The organism is Nesterenkonia sp. CL21, from assembly GCF_031705515.1.
Taxonomy (GTDB): Bacteria; Actinomycetota; Actinomycetes; order Actinomycetales; family Micrococcaceae; genus Nesterenkonia; species Nesterenkonia aethiopica.
On the sequence record NZ_JAUTWR010000006.1, the window covers coordinates 103,465 to 118,345 of the forward strand.

Below are 14,881 nucleotides of genomic sequence, written 5' to 3' on the forward strand. Positions count from 1 at the left end.
GGCGGCCCGGCCTCAGCTGAGCCGCGGAATCGCCTCCAGCAGGTCCCGAGTCGAGACCACCGTGGCGAACTCCCCATGCAGGTTCGTGGCTGTGGCCAGGGCCAGCTCATCGGCGGTGAGCACTCGGCCGTCAGGACCGGTGCGGTCGAAGGTGTGGGTGGCATCCAGGGCGAAGAGCACCCGATGCCCCAGGTTCCCGCCCACCCGGGCCGTGGTCTCGCAGCAGTGGTTGGTGGTGATCCCGCAGACCACGATCGTCGTGATGCCTTCCGCCTGCAGCCAGGCGTCCAGATCCGGCTCCCCGTGGAAGGAGGAGTTCACGGACTTCACCACCTCCAGGGCGGTGGCCCCTTCCACGTACTCCTCCAGCTGGTGGCCCTCCTGCGCGGGGTGCAGCGGCGATCCGGGGTCCGTGGAGGCGTGCCGGACCACCACCATGGGCATCTCCGCGGCCCGCCAGGCCTGGGTCAGGCGCTGGATGTTCTGCTCGCTGTCCGGGTTGTTGCGCCGCCCCCAGTGAGCGGCGTCGCGGAAGCCCACCTGCACGTCGATGACGATCAGCGCCGTCGCCGCAGGGACGAGTTCGCCCGGTGCGCCGGAGTCAGGTGTCATGGGCGCACTCTACCGGGATTGCTACCCTGAGCGGCGTCGTCGCTGAATGACGTGCACAGGAGGAAGGAGCACCCCTGATGACCGTGCGTGTGTCGATCGAGCTGCGCTGGGGAGACCAGGACGCCTTCGGGCATGTGAACAACGCCGCGGTCATGCGGATCCTGGAGGAGGCGCGCACCCGCGGGTTCTGGCGCACCGCGGATCACGACGACGGCGGCTTCCCGCCGCTGACCGCGGAGTCGCCGGTCTGGTCCGTGGTCGCCGAGGTGTCCATCCGGTACCTGCGCCAGATCGATTACCGAACCGCGCCGGTGATGGTGGAGATGAGCATCCCGAAGCTGGCCGGGGCGAGCCTGGACATCGCCTACCGGCTCTTCGCCGACGGCGACACCGAGCCGAGGGTCACCGCGACCACGCGGATCGTCACGGTAGACCGGGAGACCGGACGGCCCTGCCGCCTGCCGACCGAGATGCGCGAAGCCTTCGCGCAGCACACTGCGTGACGCGCCGCGGCCCGGCGTTCGGGACGGCTGCTGATGACTGACGCTCGTGCCCTCGACGGCGTCCGCGCGTCCTACCGGACCCGAGCCGAGGAGTACATCGCCGCGCTCGGGAGCATCACCCAGGCACACCCTGACGATGTGTCGCTGATCCGCCAGTGGGCCGGGAGTCTCGACGGCCCGGTGATCGACGTCGGGTGTGGGCCCGGGCAGTGGACGGAGCTGCTCCGGAGCATGGGCGTCGAGGCGTGCGGCGTCGACCCCGTGCCGGAGTTCATTGAGAGCGCGGGACACGTATCCCCGCGCACGGTATCGCGTCGGTCGAGCGGAGCGCCTGAGCGTGGACTCCGGCACTCTGGGCGGCGTGCTGGCCTGGTACTCACTCATCCATACCGCCCCTGAGCACATCGGCGCACCCCTGGCCGAGTTCGCCCGATGTCTGCGCCCCGGAGGCGATCTTGCGCTGGGGTTCTTCACCGGGCCCAGGGTGGGGCCCTTCGACCACGCCGTCACGACCGCCTACTACTGGCCCATAGACACCCTCGCAGCCGAGGTCGAAGCGGCAGGGTTCACGGTGACCCGCACTGCCACGCGCACCGGTTCGGGGCATCGGCCGCACGGCGCACTGCTCGCCACCCGGCGATCACCGCATGCTGAGACCGTTCTGCACCCTCACATCACGTCTGCACCACACGATCTGGTGGTGCAGACGTGATTCGCGTGTGCAGATCGAGGAGGCGAGTACCCGAGGCGCCCTCACAACGGGTTCGGGGCATCGGCCGCACGGCGCACTGCTCGCCACCCGGCGATCACCGCATGCTGAGGCCGTTCTGCACCCTCACCTGCGATGAGCCGACTGACGACGCCCTAGAGCAGATACCCGGCGGGCGGAACCAGCTGAGCGAACTCGACGAGAAGGTACAACGCACCCACGATGCATACGGTGTAGATGATCGTGGTCACAACCTTCATCCTCGCCACCACAAGCAGGAAGACGAGAGCGAACACGGCGGACCCCACCAGCATGCCGACGAGGAAGACCAACCAGATGTATGCCAAGATCCACGCGATGGACATCCCGACGATCTTCAGTCGCTGCAGCCAGACATCGTCGAATCGGCCCAGTCTGCCCTCGCCTCTCACCCGGGAGAGATCCCATCCCAGGCTGATCAGGGCCAGTAGGATACCCACCCCTCCCACTGCCAGCGGGAACAGCTGTCCGTTCTCTGAGAAATCCCGGGACATCACGACGGCGGCGGTGAAGAACAGCAGCGCTGCTATCGAGACGGCCAACTCGACGAACGGAGGGACGGCCATGTCCGACTTCTCAGAGAACTGCATCGTCTCCTCGACCTTGCTCGTCCGCTTCCTCTGCCGGCGGACCAGCGGCACGATGATCGCACCCGTCAGGATGATCGCGATGACGATGACGAAGGGACGGGTCATCCACTCGTCTGGTGAAAAGGCGTTGACAGTCAGGAAGTAGTAGCGCTCCAAGGGCTCAGCGAGCACGAAGGCGATCAAGAAGGGGGCCCGGGGGATGTGGGTGACCTTGCAGATCCAGCCCACGATCCCCAGGGCCAACATGAGGTAGAAGACGTTCAAGTGCAGTGGCTCTTGGAAGCCGCTCATGAAGAGGATCGGGATGAGCGCCGCGGCGAGGACGGGAAAGGATACGAAGCTCAGGCGTGCCAGCGGACGGGCCAGGAAGAAAGCTAGGGCGGCTCCGATGACGCTGGCGATGGCGAAGGCCCACACGATGAGGTAGACCACGTCGAGGTCATTCGTGATGAGTGACGGGCCGGGCTGGACACCGAAGATGAGCAGCACGCCCAGGAGCAGCGCGAAAGGGGCTGCACCCGGAACTCCGAACAGCAGCGTGGGGATCAGTGCACCGGATTCGATCCCGTTGCTGGCTGCTGACGGGGCGATGACTCCCCGGGGATCGCCCTTTCCGAACGTCGAATCTTTCCGTCGACCGGCGAAGGCCTGGGCCTGGCCATAGGCCAACCACGCGCCGGCCGTGGTCCCCACGCCAGGAAGCATTCCGACGCCGACGCCGACCGCCGATCCTCGAAGGACGTCCGACTTATAGGTCCCCACATCCTTCATTCCTTGTCTCCACCCGCTGCCCAGGGCGACACGTTCCTTCGAGACGGCGCCCCGCTTGGCCACAAGGTCGATGATCTCTGCTAAGCCGAAGATTCCCAAGGCGGCGGCGACCAGACCGATGCCGTCGGTCAGGAACTCCGAATTGAAGGTGTAGCGGTATTCCGCAGACACCGGTGACACGCCGATGAGCCCCAGCGCCAGGCCGAAGGCGGAGATCAGTAGGCCCTTGGCGACGTTGCCCTTGGACAGCAGGGCCGTGAGGAAGATGCCCATCACGATCAGTGCGAAGATCTCTGGCGAGCCAAAGGCAGTGACGATGGGCGCCGCGATCGGGACTATCAGCGTCAGGACCACAATGCCGATGAGGCCTCCGATCATGGAGGAGATGAAGCTGGTGGACAACGCGCGTCCGCCCTGACCCTTCTTCGCCATCTCGTGGCCGTCCAGAAGGAACACGGAGGCCGACGCCGAGCCCGGAATTCCGAGGACCACCGACGTGATCACATCAGAAGTGTGCACGACCGCGACCGCCCCGATGATCATGGCGATCGCTTGGTTCGGTTCAAGAACGAATACGAACGGCATCAGAACGGCCACTGCTCCCGTACCGCCCAAGCCGGGTATGACACCGATGATGATGCCTACAAGCACGCCGACCCCGAGGAAGAGGAGCATGGTTGGATCTGTGAAGGCCACGAGGGCCTCAGTAGCTGCGTCAAACATGTCAGTCCCCTCGGGTCAGTCCAGTACGGCGTCGTACTTGTCCGCGAGGAGGCTCTTGGTGAAGGCCAAGACGTCCTCGTCCAGCTGCAGTGCCCTGCGGAAATCGGCCCGCGCGTCAGTCCCAGAGACGAGCTCGTATCCGCCCAGGGCGTCCTTGGCCTCCGTGATGAAGTCCTCGTCGGCGTTCAGATCCGCGACCATTCGACCGTAGGTCTCGATGACCGCAGCATCCGTACCCTCGTTGGCCCACAGTCCCTTCTGATAGAAGAATCCGGGAACTACGAACGCCTGGAACGCGTTGTACGCCAGTTCCTGCTGGGGCGTGCGGTTGCCCAGCCCCTCGTAGATCTCGGCAAAGGTTGGAACATTCGGAAGGTTGGTGTCCCGGACCACTTCTCCGTCCACCAGGCTGCCGACGGCGAACAGGGGAATCGCCTCGCCGGAGTCGACCATCGGTTGGACCTGCGAGAGGTATGCGGAGGTGGTTTGGAAGTCCAGGTCGGACTCTCCTCGCTGGACGGCCAGCCGGCTGGGGCCTCTTCCTTCCATGCCGAAGACGCCACGAATGTTGGCTCCCAATGCTTCTAGGGCAAGCAAGGGGACGAGGTCTAGTCCAGAGGCTGACATTCCTCCGTAGCGATACTGATCGGTGTTGCCGACCAGATCTTCGCAGGAGGTGATGCCACTCTCAGTACTGGTCCACAGCACCGCGCCGGTGCCGTTCAGCGCCAAGGGCTCCATCCGGCCGAAGTCGAACTCGACCGTGCCCTGACCCAGCATGCTCTGGAAGTATGTCGTAGCCGAGGCGACGAGTGTCTGCCGTCCATCGGTCACGTTGGATCGCACGAAGGCGTTGGTTCCGGTGATCGACTCTCCGCCAGGGACGTTCTCCACCTGATACCGGTCGACATCAGGTTGCTTGTCCGCGAAGTAGGGGGTGATGAAACGCGCCCAGGTATCCGTGCCGCCGCCGGTGCTGTAGGGCACCACCACGTCCACGATGCCTGCTCCTGATGGCTGGTACTTGGTCTGCGGGGGCGCGCATCCGACGGCACTCAGCAGGGCCGCAGCGGCGCCAGTTCCGAGAAGAGCTCTTCGCGAGATCGCGGGGTTCACAGTGCAACCTCCTGCCGCATCGACCGTGACGCTCGTTCCAGCTCGCCGTTCGAGATGGGCAGACGGGCATCGGCCAGCGTCCGAGCGGTCCGATGGACCCCGACGGTCTGGCCCAACGAGCTGACATCGGTGAGAGTCACCAGCACCCCGACTGGAATCCGAAGTCTCAGCTCTCTGGGGAGCGCGTAGCTGATCTTCTCAGCGACGACAGTGCCAGCAGTACGTGCCGCGACGGTCACTCCTACGCTGCCGGTGATGGGCATGGCCGGATGAGGTTTGCCCATGGACATCATCAGGACCTGCAGGTCGGCCTCCTCATCAGGGGATTCACTCACCAGACCTACTTTGGGGATCGCTCGTTCGGCCGCTTCAGGGGAGTCGGCGAGTCCCATCGCCACCGAAGCCGCTCGGCGGATCTCCTCCAGTTCAGGCAGCCGCGTGTTGGCAGCAGCAGTCCATGACGGGAAGTCCCGGGCACTGAGACCGAAACTCTGCGCATCGATCATCACAATGGGTGCACCAGCATCCACCATGCTCACCAGTGCGGTCTTCCCCGCACCGAATGTGAGCCGCGTCTGGGCCTGTCCGGACGGCAGCAACGAGCCGGTAGTACGTCCTTCCGGCGTCAAGAATCCCAGAGCCACCCTATGGCCGGGGAAGAGAGCCCCGGGGATCGTCGCTTGGGGGTCGTCGGGCAACCGCCCCCCGGGCGTGGGAATGGTCTGAATGATCATTTGCCCTGTATTCGTGTTGAAGGTGCGAACTTCGGTGATGGCGTCTCCTCGGGGCACCCAGCCTTCTTCGATCGCGTACAGCCCGACGGCGGCGGAGCAGTTTCCGCAGTTGCTGCCCCAGTCCACGGATGCCTCCTCAATCCCGACTTGAGCAAATGTGTAGCTCACATCCGAAACCGTACCGTTCTCGCGGGTCAGTATGAGTGCCTTGCTGGTGGTCGAGGTAGCCCCACCCACCCCATCCAGCTGGCGGATGTCTGGACTGCCGAAGAGGCGCGGAAGGACAGTGTCCGCCGTGAACCCGGCGGCTTCCAGCTCGGTAGCTTCGAAGACCCAGCACTTGCTTGTTCCGCCACGCATCCAGCGGGCATTGATCAGCTTCAATTGTTACTCCTGTCACACGAGGGGCGTCTGGGCCCAGTCTCGTGTGGCACCTCACTTAAGCACAATGTGAAATATGTGACTCATGATGTAGTGACACTTAATACTCTTCATTGTTCAATCGAGGTTGCTCGCCCTCATAGTGTCGAGATGCATGGGTGAACCCCGGCATACCCCTGCAATCCGCGAGTAGACCGAGGCATTACGTGAAACCCATCTTCATGTAGCAGAACTTCACTCACGCCATCGCAAGCTAGACTGATCGCCATGACGCTCTTTGACACCAGGCGGCTAGAGGTCTTCGTGCACACTGTCGAGGCTGGTTCCATCACGGCGGCCGCGGATGAGCTGGCCTACACGGCATCCGCTGTTTCACAGCAGTTGCGTCGTCTGGAGCAGGAGGTGGGACAGCCCCTGCTGCGCCGACGCTCCCGCGGCGTGGTCCCTACAGAAGCGGGCATGGTCTTAGCCGCCCACGCTCGCAAGATCCTGCGCCAGATGGATGCCGCTCAGGCAGACCTGGACGACCTGACGGCCGGCAAACGCGGTTCTCTGGTGATCGGCGCGTTCCCTACCGTGGCGTCGTCGTTTCTGCCGCTGGTCATCGAGCGCTTCTCCAGCCAGTACCCTTCCGTCTCTCTCTCGATCCGCAGCACGCGCATCGACCAGCTGGTCACCGGGCTGGAGCGAGGGCAGATGCATCTCAGCCTGCTCTGGGATCACCCGTGGAGGCCGTTCACTACGGATGGCATCAAGATCGAGGAGCTCTTCCGTGAGCCTTTCGTCGTCCTGGTCTCCAGCCACCATCATCTGAGCCGGGCTCAGTGCGTCAGCATGTCTGAGCTGGCACAGGAGTCGTGGGTTGTGCGCGCCTCCCAGCACCCTGTGGTCGAAGTCCTCGACCGTGCCGCCACTGCTGCGGGATTCCGCCCGGTGATCGCCATGTACGCCAACGATTACCAAGAGGCCCAGGCCATGGTGAGCGCCGGCATCGGGGTGGCGCTGGCTCCGCAGAGCGCCGTCACGATCAAGCACCCCGGCGTCCGGGTACTGAGTTTGGGAGCCCAGGCTCCTGAACGTCGAATTATGGTGGGCCAGCGAGAGGAACGTGTCTATTCACCCGCTGAGGTCGCGTTCAAGGCTTCACTCTTCGACACCGTGCGGGATCTCTGGCCCCTCATGCTCCCGAGGTCATGAACGGGGGCCAGAAGGGAGGGGCTTCCGCCAGCGTGTGCCCAGAGCTGGGCTCAGATTCTTGTGCAGGAGAATCGAATCGTACCGAGGAGCTTCATCTCGGGGCCCCGCACACTGGTCCGGGCATCGGCCGCACGGCGCACTTCTCGCGACCCGGTGATCACCGCATGCTGGCGCCGTTCTGCACGCACACATCACGTCTGCACCACACGATCTGGTGGTGCAGACGTGATTCGCGTGTGCAGATTGAGGAGGAGGGTGTCCGCACCACCCTCAGAAGGGGTTCAGCAGCCGGTGCACGAACCGCTGGGTGCGTTCCCGCCGCGGCTGACGCAGGACCTCGCTCGCAGGCCCCTCCTCCACCACGACGCCGCCGTCCATGAAGACCACCTGGTCCGCCACCTCTCGGGCGAAGGCGAGCTCGTGGGTCACCAGCACCATGGTCCAGCCCTCATCGGCCAGCTCCTTGATCACGGTGAGCACATCACCCACCAGCTCCGGATCCAGAGCGGAGGTGGGCTCGTCGAAGAGCAGCAGGGCCGGCTTCAGCGCCAGGGCGCGGACGATCCCGACCCGCTGCTGCTGACCACCCGAGAGCTGGTGCGGGTACTGGTCACGCTTGTCGGCCAGCCCCACCCGGTCCAGCAGCGCCTCCGCGTCGGCGATCGCCTCCGCCTTGGGCCGCCGCTGCACCTGCACCGGCCCCTCGATGACGTTCTGCAGCACGGTCTTGTGCGGGAACAGGTTGTAGGACTGGAAGACCATCGCGCTGCGGAATCGCAGGGACTCCTTCTGCCGCCGACTGGTCCGCGGGGTGAAGGTCACCTCCGGGCCGCCGTCGAAGGTGATGGTGCCGGCGTCGGGACGCTCCAGCCCGTTCAGGCAGCGCAGCACAGTGGTCTTGCCCGACCCGGAGGGTCCGATCAGCGCCAGCACTTTCCCGGCATCGACCTGCAGATCGATGTGCCGCAGGACCTCATGATCCCCGAAGGACTTGTTCAACCCGGACACGCGCAGCAGCGGGCCGCCGGAGACGGCGACGGGAGCGCCGAGCCCCGGAGTCTGAGCTTGCGACATACCTGTCCAACCTCCTCTCAAGCAGATCCTGCCCGGCCGAGAGCACCAGGCAGAACATCCAATAGATGACAGCAGCCTCGATGTAGAGCACCATGAACTGCTGACTGAACGCCGCGATCTGCTGAGCGACCCGGAACATCTCGGTCACCAGGATCAGCGAGGCCAGGGAGGTGTCCTTCACCAGGGAGATGAACGTGTTGGACAGCGGCGGCACCGAGACCCGAGCGGCCTGCGGCAGGATCAGCCGGCGCAGCGTCTGCACATGCGTCATGCCGATCGTGTAGCCAGCCTCCCACTGCCCCTTGGGCACCGAGAGGATGGCCGCACGGATCACCTCGGCCGCATAGCCCCCCACGTTCAGAGTGAATGCGATGACCGCACTGGGCCAGGGATCCAGGGTCACCCCGATGGACGGCAGCCCGAAGAAGATCACGAACAGCTGGACCAGCAGCGGGGTGCCGCGGATGACGGAGATGTAGGCGCGTGCGAGCCAGGAGACGGGCCGGATGCTGCTGATCCTCATCAGCGCGACCACCAGCGCCAGCACGAGCCCCAGCGAGAAGCTGGCCAGCGTCAGCGGGATCGTGCCGGTCAGCCCACCTTTGAGCATGGGCCAGAACGAGTCGGCCACCAGCTCCCAGTCCAGGTCAGTCAACCACTCCATGAGCGCGCGCCCTCAGCTCACTGGGAGACATCGGCGTCGAAGTACTCTTCGCTGATCTCGGTCAGCGTGCCCTCCTCGGCCAGTTCGGCCAGGGCCTCGTCGACGGCCTCCACCAGCGACTCGCTGCCCTGCCGGAAGGTCAGCGCCGCCTGGGACTGGTCCTCGGTCTCGGCGGCGATCGCGATGTTCTCGTTGTCCTCGGTCGCCTGGTAGTCCAGGTAAGTCAGCTTGTCGTTGATCGTGGCGTCCACCCGGCCCTGCTCCAGCAGGGTCACCGACTGCGCCCATCCCTCGACGGACTCCACATCGGCCCCCGCCTCGACGGCGACGTTGTACCAGTTGCTCGTCAGCGACTGCGCGGTGGTCTTGCCGTCGAGGTCCTCGAAGCTGGAGATCTCGTCGTTGTCCGCCAGGGTGACGATCACGCCGTTGCTCACCGTGTAGGGCTCGGAGAACAGGTAGGTCTCCAGGCGGTCCTCCGTGATGGAGACCTGGTTGGCGATCACGTCGAAGCGCGCGGACTCCAGCCCGGCGAACATGGCGTCCCACTGGGTCTCCTCGAAGTGGACGTCGACGCCCAGCTTCTCCGCCACCGCGGTGACGACCTCGACGTCGTAGCCGGTCAGCTCGCCGGAGCCGCCCTCATGGTAGGAGAACGGCCGATAGGTGCCTTCGGTCCCGACCGTCAGCACACCCTCCTCCTGCACGTCCTCCAGCGTGAGCCCGGGGGCGGGCTCCTCCTCCGCGTCGTCGCCGGCCTCAGCGGTGTCATCGGCGCTGCAGGCAGCCGTGGAGACGAGCAGGGCGGCAGCGGCCGCAGTGGTCAGCAGACGGCGGTGAGTCATGGTTCTCCCCCAGGATATTCGTGACATTGGGTGGGCGGGTGCGCGAGCGACGCCCCGTCCGACGAGCAGGTGAGCGAGCAGACCGGCAGGCAGGTCGCCACAGACAGGTCAGTCGAGAAGCGAACGTAGCACGCCGTTCTGCCGGAAACCGACGCAGATGACGGCAGACGACCTGCCCACCATGGACAACCCGAGGCGCCTCCGGCTGATTCCCCGTCCGCCGCCGAACTGCAGGACAGAGCTCGGCGGCGCGTCAGACCTCGGCGACCTCCGCACCTGCGACCTGGACACTCGTGACCTCAACACAGGCGACGACGGCGCGGGGGCGGCCGGCCAGCCGCAGCGGACCCTCGGGGCGGATGACCTGCCCCCTCTCCGCGAGGCGCCCGTCCGGCAGGATCACGGCCCCGGAAAGCACGACGACGGCGATCGTCTCCTCGGGCAGGTCAACGGGCGACCCCTCCAGCCGCCGCACATGGACCGCACCACGGGCCTGAGAACGGTCGACCATGAGGTTCAGGGCCTGCTGAGGACCGGCAGACCCCAGCTCGACGGCGACGTCGTCTTCCCCGGCGAAGGCCACCGGCACCCCAGGGTCCACCCGGCGAGCCTGCCCGTGGACGGACAGGTGGACCGGCCCCGGCGTCACGAGGGTGAACACCCGGTCCACTCCGGGCAACCGGGAGAAGGGGCTGTCCTGAGTGAGCTCGGCCAGGCTGATCCGCCAGCGGAATCCGGGCCCCTGGTCGGCGCCGCGCGGAGCGGAGGCGGCGGTGGCGATCTCCCTCGTGGTGCCCAGCCCGTTGGCCCACGGCACGGGACTCAGCTGCCGGGGGTGGATGATCCGGTGCGTCATGTGTCCCCTCGTTCTTCGTCTGCCGCCATGTCGTCCGTCGCGATGTCACGCCGTCGCCCGACGGCGACTGGGCGTCACGATAGCAGCGGCTCAGCGCAGCAGCGCGATCAGCTCCGCACGGTTCCGGGTGCCGGTCTTGCGCAGCAGCTTCGAGATGTGGAACTTCACCGTGTGGTCGCTGATGCCCAGTTCCGCGGCGATCTCAGCATTGCGGGACCCTCGGGCCAGGTGCTGCAGCACCTCGGCCTCACGGGGGCTCAGCTCCCCGAGGTCCTCCATGGGCAGAGGCGCCGGCGCCGGGTCCAGGGGGATGGCGATCGTGACCTCGGTGCCCCAGCCCGGCGTGGAGTCCACGTCCATCCGTCCGCTGAAGGCGCTGAGATGCTCAGCGATCGGCCGCAGCGCGTCATCGTGTGCGCTGAGCTTCCCGTTGCCGTCGTCGCGCAGGTGGATCAGCAGGTGCAGACCGTCGCAGTCCCAGTGGACGCGCACCCGACGGGCTTCGGAGGAGTCGACGACGGTCAGCACGGCGCTGCGGACGATGGCCCTCGCCGCCTGGGCCACATCGCCGGGCAGCGCCCGGCCGTTGGGCGGCGGCTCCACGAACTCCACGTCTACGCGGCCATGACGCACCAGCGGACGGAGCTCGGCCTTCAGACGCCCGAAGGCTCCAGTGACCGGCTCCAACAGATCAGCCCCTTGGCGGGCGGAGGAGCGCGCCTCCACCAGCGCGGCGGCGGCGATGCCGATCGCGGTCTCCCGCGCGTCCCGATCCGCCAGTCGAGGCGAGCGCAGCGCGGCAAGGATGGTCTCCAGTGTGACCGCGTGACGGTCCGCCAGCTCCGAGACGGAGCGGGCGTGCTGGGACGCATGGCGCCGATCCGCGGGCGCGGGCAGCTCCGCCGCGGCTCGAAGCTCCTCGGAGTGCGAGGCACCGTGGGGCTCCTCAGTCTGTTCGGGGTCCTGCGTCATGCCCCACAGGCTAGCCGACCTGCCCGTCCGGGCAGTCCTGGCCGAACGGGCAGTCTCACTGGACCTTCGAGGGATGGTGCAGGGCCCGGCCGCTGGGCAGGATCGTCCCCATGACCGCGAACATCACGCTCACCGCGCACGCCACCGTCGGCAGTGCGCTGCAGGAGATCACCGCCGAACTTGCCCGGAGCTCCGACACCCTGACACTGGCCGGGCGCACCCTGGAGGACCTCGCCGAGGTCGTCTCGGGCGCTGAGCGAGTCTTCGTCCTCGGCTCAGGCCGCACGAGCCTGGCGCTGAAGATGACGGCCATGCGTCTCATGCACCTCGGGATCACCACCCACGTGGTCGGCGAGACCACCGCCCCGGCGATCCGTGCGGGGGACGTGCTGCTGGTGGCCAGCGGCTCCGGGACCACCCCGGGAGTCCTGCGGGCCGCGGAGAAGGCCCAGAGCCTGGGCGCCACCGTCGCCGCGCTGACGGCCACGCCGGAGTCGCCCCTGGCCGAGCTCGCCCACGTCACGGTGGCCGTGCCGGCGGCCGCCAAGCTGGATCGCAGCGGAGCCGCCTCGACCCAGTACGCCGGAAGCCTCTTCGAGCAGAGCCTCATGATCCTCGGGGATGCGCTGTTCCACGCCCTGTGGCAGCGCAGCGGGCTGACCGGCGACGACCTCTGGCCGCGCCACGCGAATCTCGAGTGACGTCCGCCCCCGACCCACCGTCTCGACCCAACACCCCCAGACTCTGAAGGAGAATCCTCATGAAGATCCAGTTCGCCATGGACACCCTCACCACCGAGCAGGCCCTGGAGTGGGCCGCCGCGGCGGCACCCCACGTCGACATCCTGGAACTCGGCACCCCGCTCATCAAGAGCGAGGGACTCCGCGCGGTCACCGCCGTGAAGGAGGCCCACCCGGACAAGGTCGTCTTCGCGGACCTGAAGACCATGGACGCCGGCGCTCTGGAGGCTGAGATCGCCTTCGCCGCCGGCGCCGACCTCGTCACCGTGCTGGGCACCGCGGATGACAGCACCATCGCCGGCGCCGTCGACGTCGCCCGCCGCCATGGCAAGGGCGTCGTCGTGGACCTGATCGGCGTCAAGGACAAGGCACACCGGGCCCAGGAGGTCGTGGAGCTCGGGGCCCAGCTCGTCGAGATGCACGCGGGCCTGGACGAGCAGGCCCAGGAAGGCTATTCGCTGGATGACCTCCTGATCGCGGGGCGGGCCTCCGGCGTGCCGTTCTCCGTGGCCGGCGGCGTCAGCGCCTCCACGGTCACCGACGTGCAGGCCGCGGGCGCGCAGATCGCGGTCGCCGGCGGGGCCATCTACTCGGCCGAGGACATCGGGGCGGCCGCCCAGGCGCTGCGCGCGGCAGTCACCGTCCCCGCCTGACCTCTCCCGCCTCCAACCTGGGGCCCGGCGGGGAAGCTCTGCTTCCCCGCCGGGCCCCAGTAGTCTGTGCCCATGGCAGCCTCGGCTCCACCTCCCCTTCCCGCCACCGGTCCGTGGTGGTGCGCGCTGCTGCGCGGCATCGGCCCCGGGAATCCGAACATGCGCAATGAGAAGCTGCGCGGGGTGGTCGAGGACCTCGGCTTCTCCGAGGTCGCCTCGGTGATCTCCAGCGGAAACGTCATCTTCCGGGCGGCGTCCGATCACACAGACCGCGGCCTCCCAGAGCACGACGGCGGCGCGCTCGGCTCGGCGGCCCGCGCCGCGGCGGAGGCGCGCATCCAGGCCGCGCTGCAGGACCAGCTCGGCATCGCCGGCGGCACCGTCCTCCGCAGCCGGGAGGAGCTGGCGGCCCTGGTCGCCTCGGCACCCTTCGGGGACCGGGAGCATGCCAGGACCAGCTACCTGACGGTGACGTTCCTCAAGGACCCTGGAGCGTTCGCAGATCCTGCGGGTGCCGCCGTCGTCGACGCCCTGGGCGCGCCGCCGTCGTCGGCGATCCAGGTGGTGGGCGTCCACGGGCCCGCGGGGGCGGTGCTGGCCGTCACCGACACCACCGCCACGGGATCCCCGGATGTGATGGCCTGGCTAGAGCGCCGCCTGGGCAAGGACATCACCACCCGCACTTGGCGGACCGTGGAGCGCATCCTGGCGAAGATGCCCTGAGCCCACCGAGGCGGGCTCCTCCGCCCCCAGTCCTCAGAAGGAGGGCAGCAGCGTCTCGCTGTGCTCCTCCACCAGGAAATCGCGCACCTCATCGGAGGTCATGGCCCGCTCCAGGGCCTGGATCTTCTCGCTCTCGGCGTCCTCGGCGCGGGAGACCAGCTGGATGGCGAAGCGCTGGTCCACGGTCTCCTCCAGCAGGACCGCGTCTTCGGGCGTCAGCCCCACCCGGGCGATGTAGGTCGGGTAGTTGTAGACCAGCGCGACGTCGTCCTCCTCGTAGGCCGAGGAGAGGTTGAGCAGGTCCACCTGGACCCACTCCAGGTCATGAGGGTTCTCCTCGACGTCGGCGATCCGGCCCTCGAAGCCCACCCCGTCGGCCAGGCTGATCAGCCCGTGTTCGTCCAGGATGGCCAGGGCGCGCCCCTCGTTGGAGGCGTCGTTGGGGATCGCGACCTTCGCGCCATCGGGAACCTCCGCCACGTCGTCGTAGTCCCGGGAGTAGAAGCCCACCTTGGCGTCGTAGATGGGAGCCAGCGCCTGGAGCTCGGCGTCGTGCTCGGCGTTGAACGCCTCCATGTAGGGCTCGTGCTGGGCGAAGTTGGCGTCCACCTCACCGTCGGCCAGCAGACGGTTGTACTGCACGTTGTCATTGACCTGGACCAGCTCCACGGTCCAGCCGTCCTCGGCGGCGACGTCGGCAGCCACCTCCACGACGTCGGTCATCGGCGTCATATGGGAGGCCACCCGGATGGTGGTGTCCTCGCCGTCCTCCTCGGCGGACCCGCCGGCGTCCGAGGCGCAGCCGGTCAGCAGCAGGGCACCGGCCGCGAGCACGGCGGTCCCGGCCAGCGCGGCCGTGCGACGCCGAGCCGGTCGAGGAAAGCCGGGGCGGGAGCGGGCAGGGCGAGAGTGAGGACGAGGTGACATGATCTCCTTCTTCGGGTGTGAGTGTGCATGTGATGACAGGGGTCGGCGGATG

At 67.1% G+C, this 14,881-nt stretch carries 16 protein-coding genes and 1 pseudogene; 7 read left to right on the forward strand and 10 right to left on the reverse strand.

Going from position 1 to position 14,881, the window contains the following annotated elements:
- Positions 1-12 precede the first annotated feature (12 nt).
- Positions 13-612 (reverse strand): isochorismatase family protein, encoded by a 600-nt coding sequence (locus Q7C18_RS10615; RefSeq protein WP_311025374.1) that lies wholly within the window; start codon positions 610-612, stop codon positions 13-15.
- 77 nt (positions 613-689) lie between these two features.
- Between Q7C18_RS10615 and Q7C18_RS10620 the strand changes: the two genes are divergently transcribed.
- The 3 genes and pseudogenes from Q7C18_RS10620 (at position 690) to Q7C18_RS10625 (ending at position 1,827) form a co-directional block, all read left to right on the forward strand.
- Positions 690-1,115 (forward strand): thioesterase family protein, encoded by a 426-nt coding sequence (locus tag Q7C18_RS10620; RefSeq protein ID WP_311025375.1) that lies wholly within the window; start codon positions 690-692, stop codon positions 1,113-1,115.
- 33 nt (positions 1,116-1,148) lie between these two features.
- Positions 1,149-1,358 (forward strand): annotated as a pseudogene (locus Q7C18_RS16775) (SAM-dependent methyltransferase); the annotation flags it as partial.
- Entirely contained in the window at positions 1,312-1,827 is a 516-nt protein-coding gene (locus Q7C18_RS10625; protein WP_396954362.1) for a class I SAM-dependent methyltransferase, read from the forward strand. The pseudogene Q7C18_RS16775 and the gene Q7C18_RS10625, both read left to right, overlap by 47 nt.
- Positions 1,828-1,979: 152 nt before the next feature.
- Here the strand turns inward: Q7C18_RS10625 and Q7C18_RS10630 are convergent, their stop codons facing one another.
- From Q7C18_RS10630 to Q7C18_RS10640, 3 genes are read right to left on the reverse strand one after another with little or no spacing between them, the layout of a single operon-like run.
- Entirely contained in the window at positions 1,980-3,947 is a 1,968-nt protein-coding gene (locus Q7C18_RS10630) for a tripartite tricarboxylate transporter permease (RefSeq protein ID WP_311025377.1), read from the reverse strand.
- Between the two features lie 15 nt (positions 3,948-3,962).
- The gene (locus tag Q7C18_RS10635) at positions 3,963-5,063 is read right to left on the reverse strand and encodes a hypothetical protein (RefSeq protein ID WP_311025378.1); all 1,101 of its coding nucleotides are present in this window, start codon (positions 5,061-5,063) and stop codon (positions 3,963-3,965) included.
- Positions 5,060-6,181 carry a PrpF domain-containing protein gene (locus Q7C18_RS10640; protein ID WP_311025379.1) on the reverse strand — a complete coding sequence of 374 codons (1,122 nt, stop codon included), beginning with the start codon at positions 6,179-6,181 and terminating at the stop codon, positions 5,060-5,062. The genes Q7C18_RS10635 and Q7C18_RS10640 overlap by 4 nt, the downstream gene beginning before the upstream one ends.
- A gap of 264 nt (positions 6,182-6,445) precedes the next feature.
- On the opposite strand from Q7C18_RS10640, the gene Q7C18_RS10645 reads away from it, so the two are divergent.
- Positions 6,446-7,375: a LysR family transcriptional regulator gene (locus Q7C18_RS10645; RefSeq protein ID WP_311025380.1), complete on the forward strand. Its 930-nt coding sequence runs from the start codon at positions 6,446-6,448 to the stop codon at positions 7,373-7,375.
- Between the two features lie 270 nt (positions 7,376-7,645).
- Here the strand turns inward: Q7C18_RS10645 and Q7C18_RS10650 are convergent, their stop codons facing one another.
- The 5 genes from Q7C18_RS10650 to Q7C18_RS10670 all read right to left on the reverse strand — a co-directional run bounded on the left by Q7C18_RS10650 (position 7,646) and on the right by Q7C18_RS10670 (position 11,786).
- Positions 7,646-8,449 carry an amino acid ABC transporter ATP-binding protein gene (locus Q7C18_RS10650; RefSeq protein WP_070158622.1) on the reverse strand — a complete coding sequence of 268 codons (804 nt, stop codon included), beginning with the start codon at positions 8,447-8,449 and terminating at the stop codon, positions 7,646-7,648.
- On the reverse strand, positions 8,349-9,095 hold the full coding sequence (locus Q7C18_RS10655; RefSeq protein WP_083277244.1) for an amino acid ABC transporter permease: 747 nt from the start codon (positions 9,093-9,095) through the stop codon (positions 8,349-8,351). The genes Q7C18_RS10650 and Q7C18_RS10655 overlap by 101 nt, the downstream gene beginning before the upstream one ends.
- A 35-nt stretch (positions 9,096-9,130) precedes the next feature.
- A complete protein-coding gene (locus Q7C18_RS10660) occupies positions 9,131-9,958 on the reverse strand; it encodes an amino acid ABC transporter substrate-binding protein (protein ID WP_311025381.1) in 828 nt (275 codons plus the stop codon).
- A gap of 253 nt (positions 9,959-10,211) precedes the next feature.
- The gene (locus tag Q7C18_RS10665; RefSeq protein ID WP_311025382.1) at positions 10,212-10,814 is read right to left on the reverse strand and encodes a HutD family protein; all 603 of its coding nucleotides are present in this window, start codon (positions 10,812-10,814) and stop codon (positions 10,212-10,214) included.
- A 90-nt stretch (positions 10,815-10,904) separates the two neighbouring features.
- A complete protein-coding gene (locus Q7C18_RS10670) occupies positions 10,905-11,786 on the reverse strand; it encodes a LuxR C-terminal-related transcriptional regulator (RefSeq protein WP_311025383.1) in 882 nt (293 codons plus the stop codon).
- 110 nt (positions 11,787-11,896) lie between these two features.
- On the opposite strand from Q7C18_RS10670, the gene hxlB reads away from it, so the two are divergent.
- From hxlB to Q7C18_RS10685, 3 genes are all read left to right on the forward strand, one after another.
- Complete coding sequence (gene hxlB, locus Q7C18_RS10675; protein ID WP_311025384.1) at positions 11,897-12,487, forward strand: 6-phospho-3-hexuloisomerase; 591 nt, start codon at positions 11,897-11,899, stop codon at positions 12,485-12,487.
- Between the two features lie 59 nt (positions 12,488-12,546).
- The gene (gene hxlA / locus Q7C18_RS10680; RefSeq protein ID WP_070158626.1) at positions 12,547-13,179 is read left to right on the forward strand and encodes a 3-hexulose-6-phosphate synthase; all 633 of its coding nucleotides are present in this window, start codon (positions 12,547-12,549) and stop codon (positions 13,177-13,179) included.
- Positions 13,180-13,251: 72 nt separating this feature from the next.
- Entirely contained in the window at positions 13,252-13,902 is a 651-nt protein-coding gene (locus Q7C18_RS10685; protein ID WP_311025385.1) for a DUF1697 domain-containing protein, read from the forward strand.
- Between the two features lie 33 nt (positions 13,903-13,935).
- Here the strand turns inward: Q7C18_RS10685 and Q7C18_RS10690 are convergent, their stop codons facing one another.
- On the reverse strand, positions 13,936-14,829 hold the full coding sequence (locus Q7C18_RS10690) for a MetQ/NlpA family ABC transporter substrate-binding protein (protein WP_311025386.1): 894 nt from the start codon (positions 14,827-14,829) through the stop codon (positions 13,936-13,938).
- Positions 14,830-14,881 lie beyond the last annotated feature (52 nt).

What these genes read in the sequence shown, in the direction of transcription:
- Q7C18_RS10620 (WP_311025375.1), top strand. Translation starts at nt 690, where the DNA reads ATGACCGTGCGTGTGTCGATCGAGCTGCGCTGGGGAGACCAGGACGCC.
- Q7C18_RS10645 (WP_311025380.1), top strand. Translation starts at nt 6,446, where the DNA reads ATGACGCTCTTTGACACCAGGCGGCTAGAGGTCTTCGTGCACACTGTC.
- Q7C18_RS10665 (WP_311025382.1), bottom strand. Translation starts at nt 10,814, where the DNA reads ATGACGCACCGGATCATCCACCCCCGGCAGCTGAGTCCCGTGCCGTGG.
- Q7C18_RS10670 (WP_311025383.1), bottom strand. Translation starts at nt 11,786, where the DNA reads ATGACGCAGGACCCCGAACAGACTGAGGAGCCCCACGGTGCCTCGCAC.
- Q7C18_RS10690 (WP_311025386.1), bottom strand. Translation starts at nt 14,829, where the DNA reads ATGTCACCTCGTCCTCACTCTCGCCCTGCCCGCTCCCGCCCCGGCTTT.
- Q7C18_RS10660 (WP_311025381.1), bottom strand. Translation starts at nt 9,958, where the DNA reads ATGACTCACCGCCGTCTGCTGACCACTGCGGCCGCTGCCGCCCTGCTC.
- Q7C18_RS10650 (WP_070158622.1), bottom strand. Translation starts at nt 8,449, where the DNA reads ATGTCGCAAGCTCAGACTCCGGGGCTCGGCGCTCCCGTCGCCGTCTCC.
- Q7C18_RS10615 (WP_311025374.1), bottom strand. Translation starts at nt 612, where the DNA reads ATGACACCTGACTCCGGCGCACCGGGCGAACTCGTCCCTGCGGCGACG.
- Q7C18_RS10685 (WP_311025385.1), top strand. Translation starts at nt 13,252, where the DNA reads ATGGCAGCCTCGGCTCCACCTCCCCTTCCCGCCACCGGTCCGTGGTGG.
- hxlA (WP_070158626.1), top strand. Translation starts at nt 12,547, where the DNA reads ATGAAGATCCAGTTCGCCATGGACACCCTCACCACCGAGCAGGCCCTG.
- Q7C18_RS10630 (WP_311025377.1), bottom strand. Translation starts at nt 3,947, where the DNA reads ATGTTTGACGCAGCTACTGAGGCCCTCGTGGCCTTCACAGATCCAACC.
- hxlB (WP_311025384.1), top strand. Translation starts at nt 11,897, where the DNA reads ATGACCGCGAACATCACGCTCACCGCGCACGCCACCGTCGGCAGTGCG.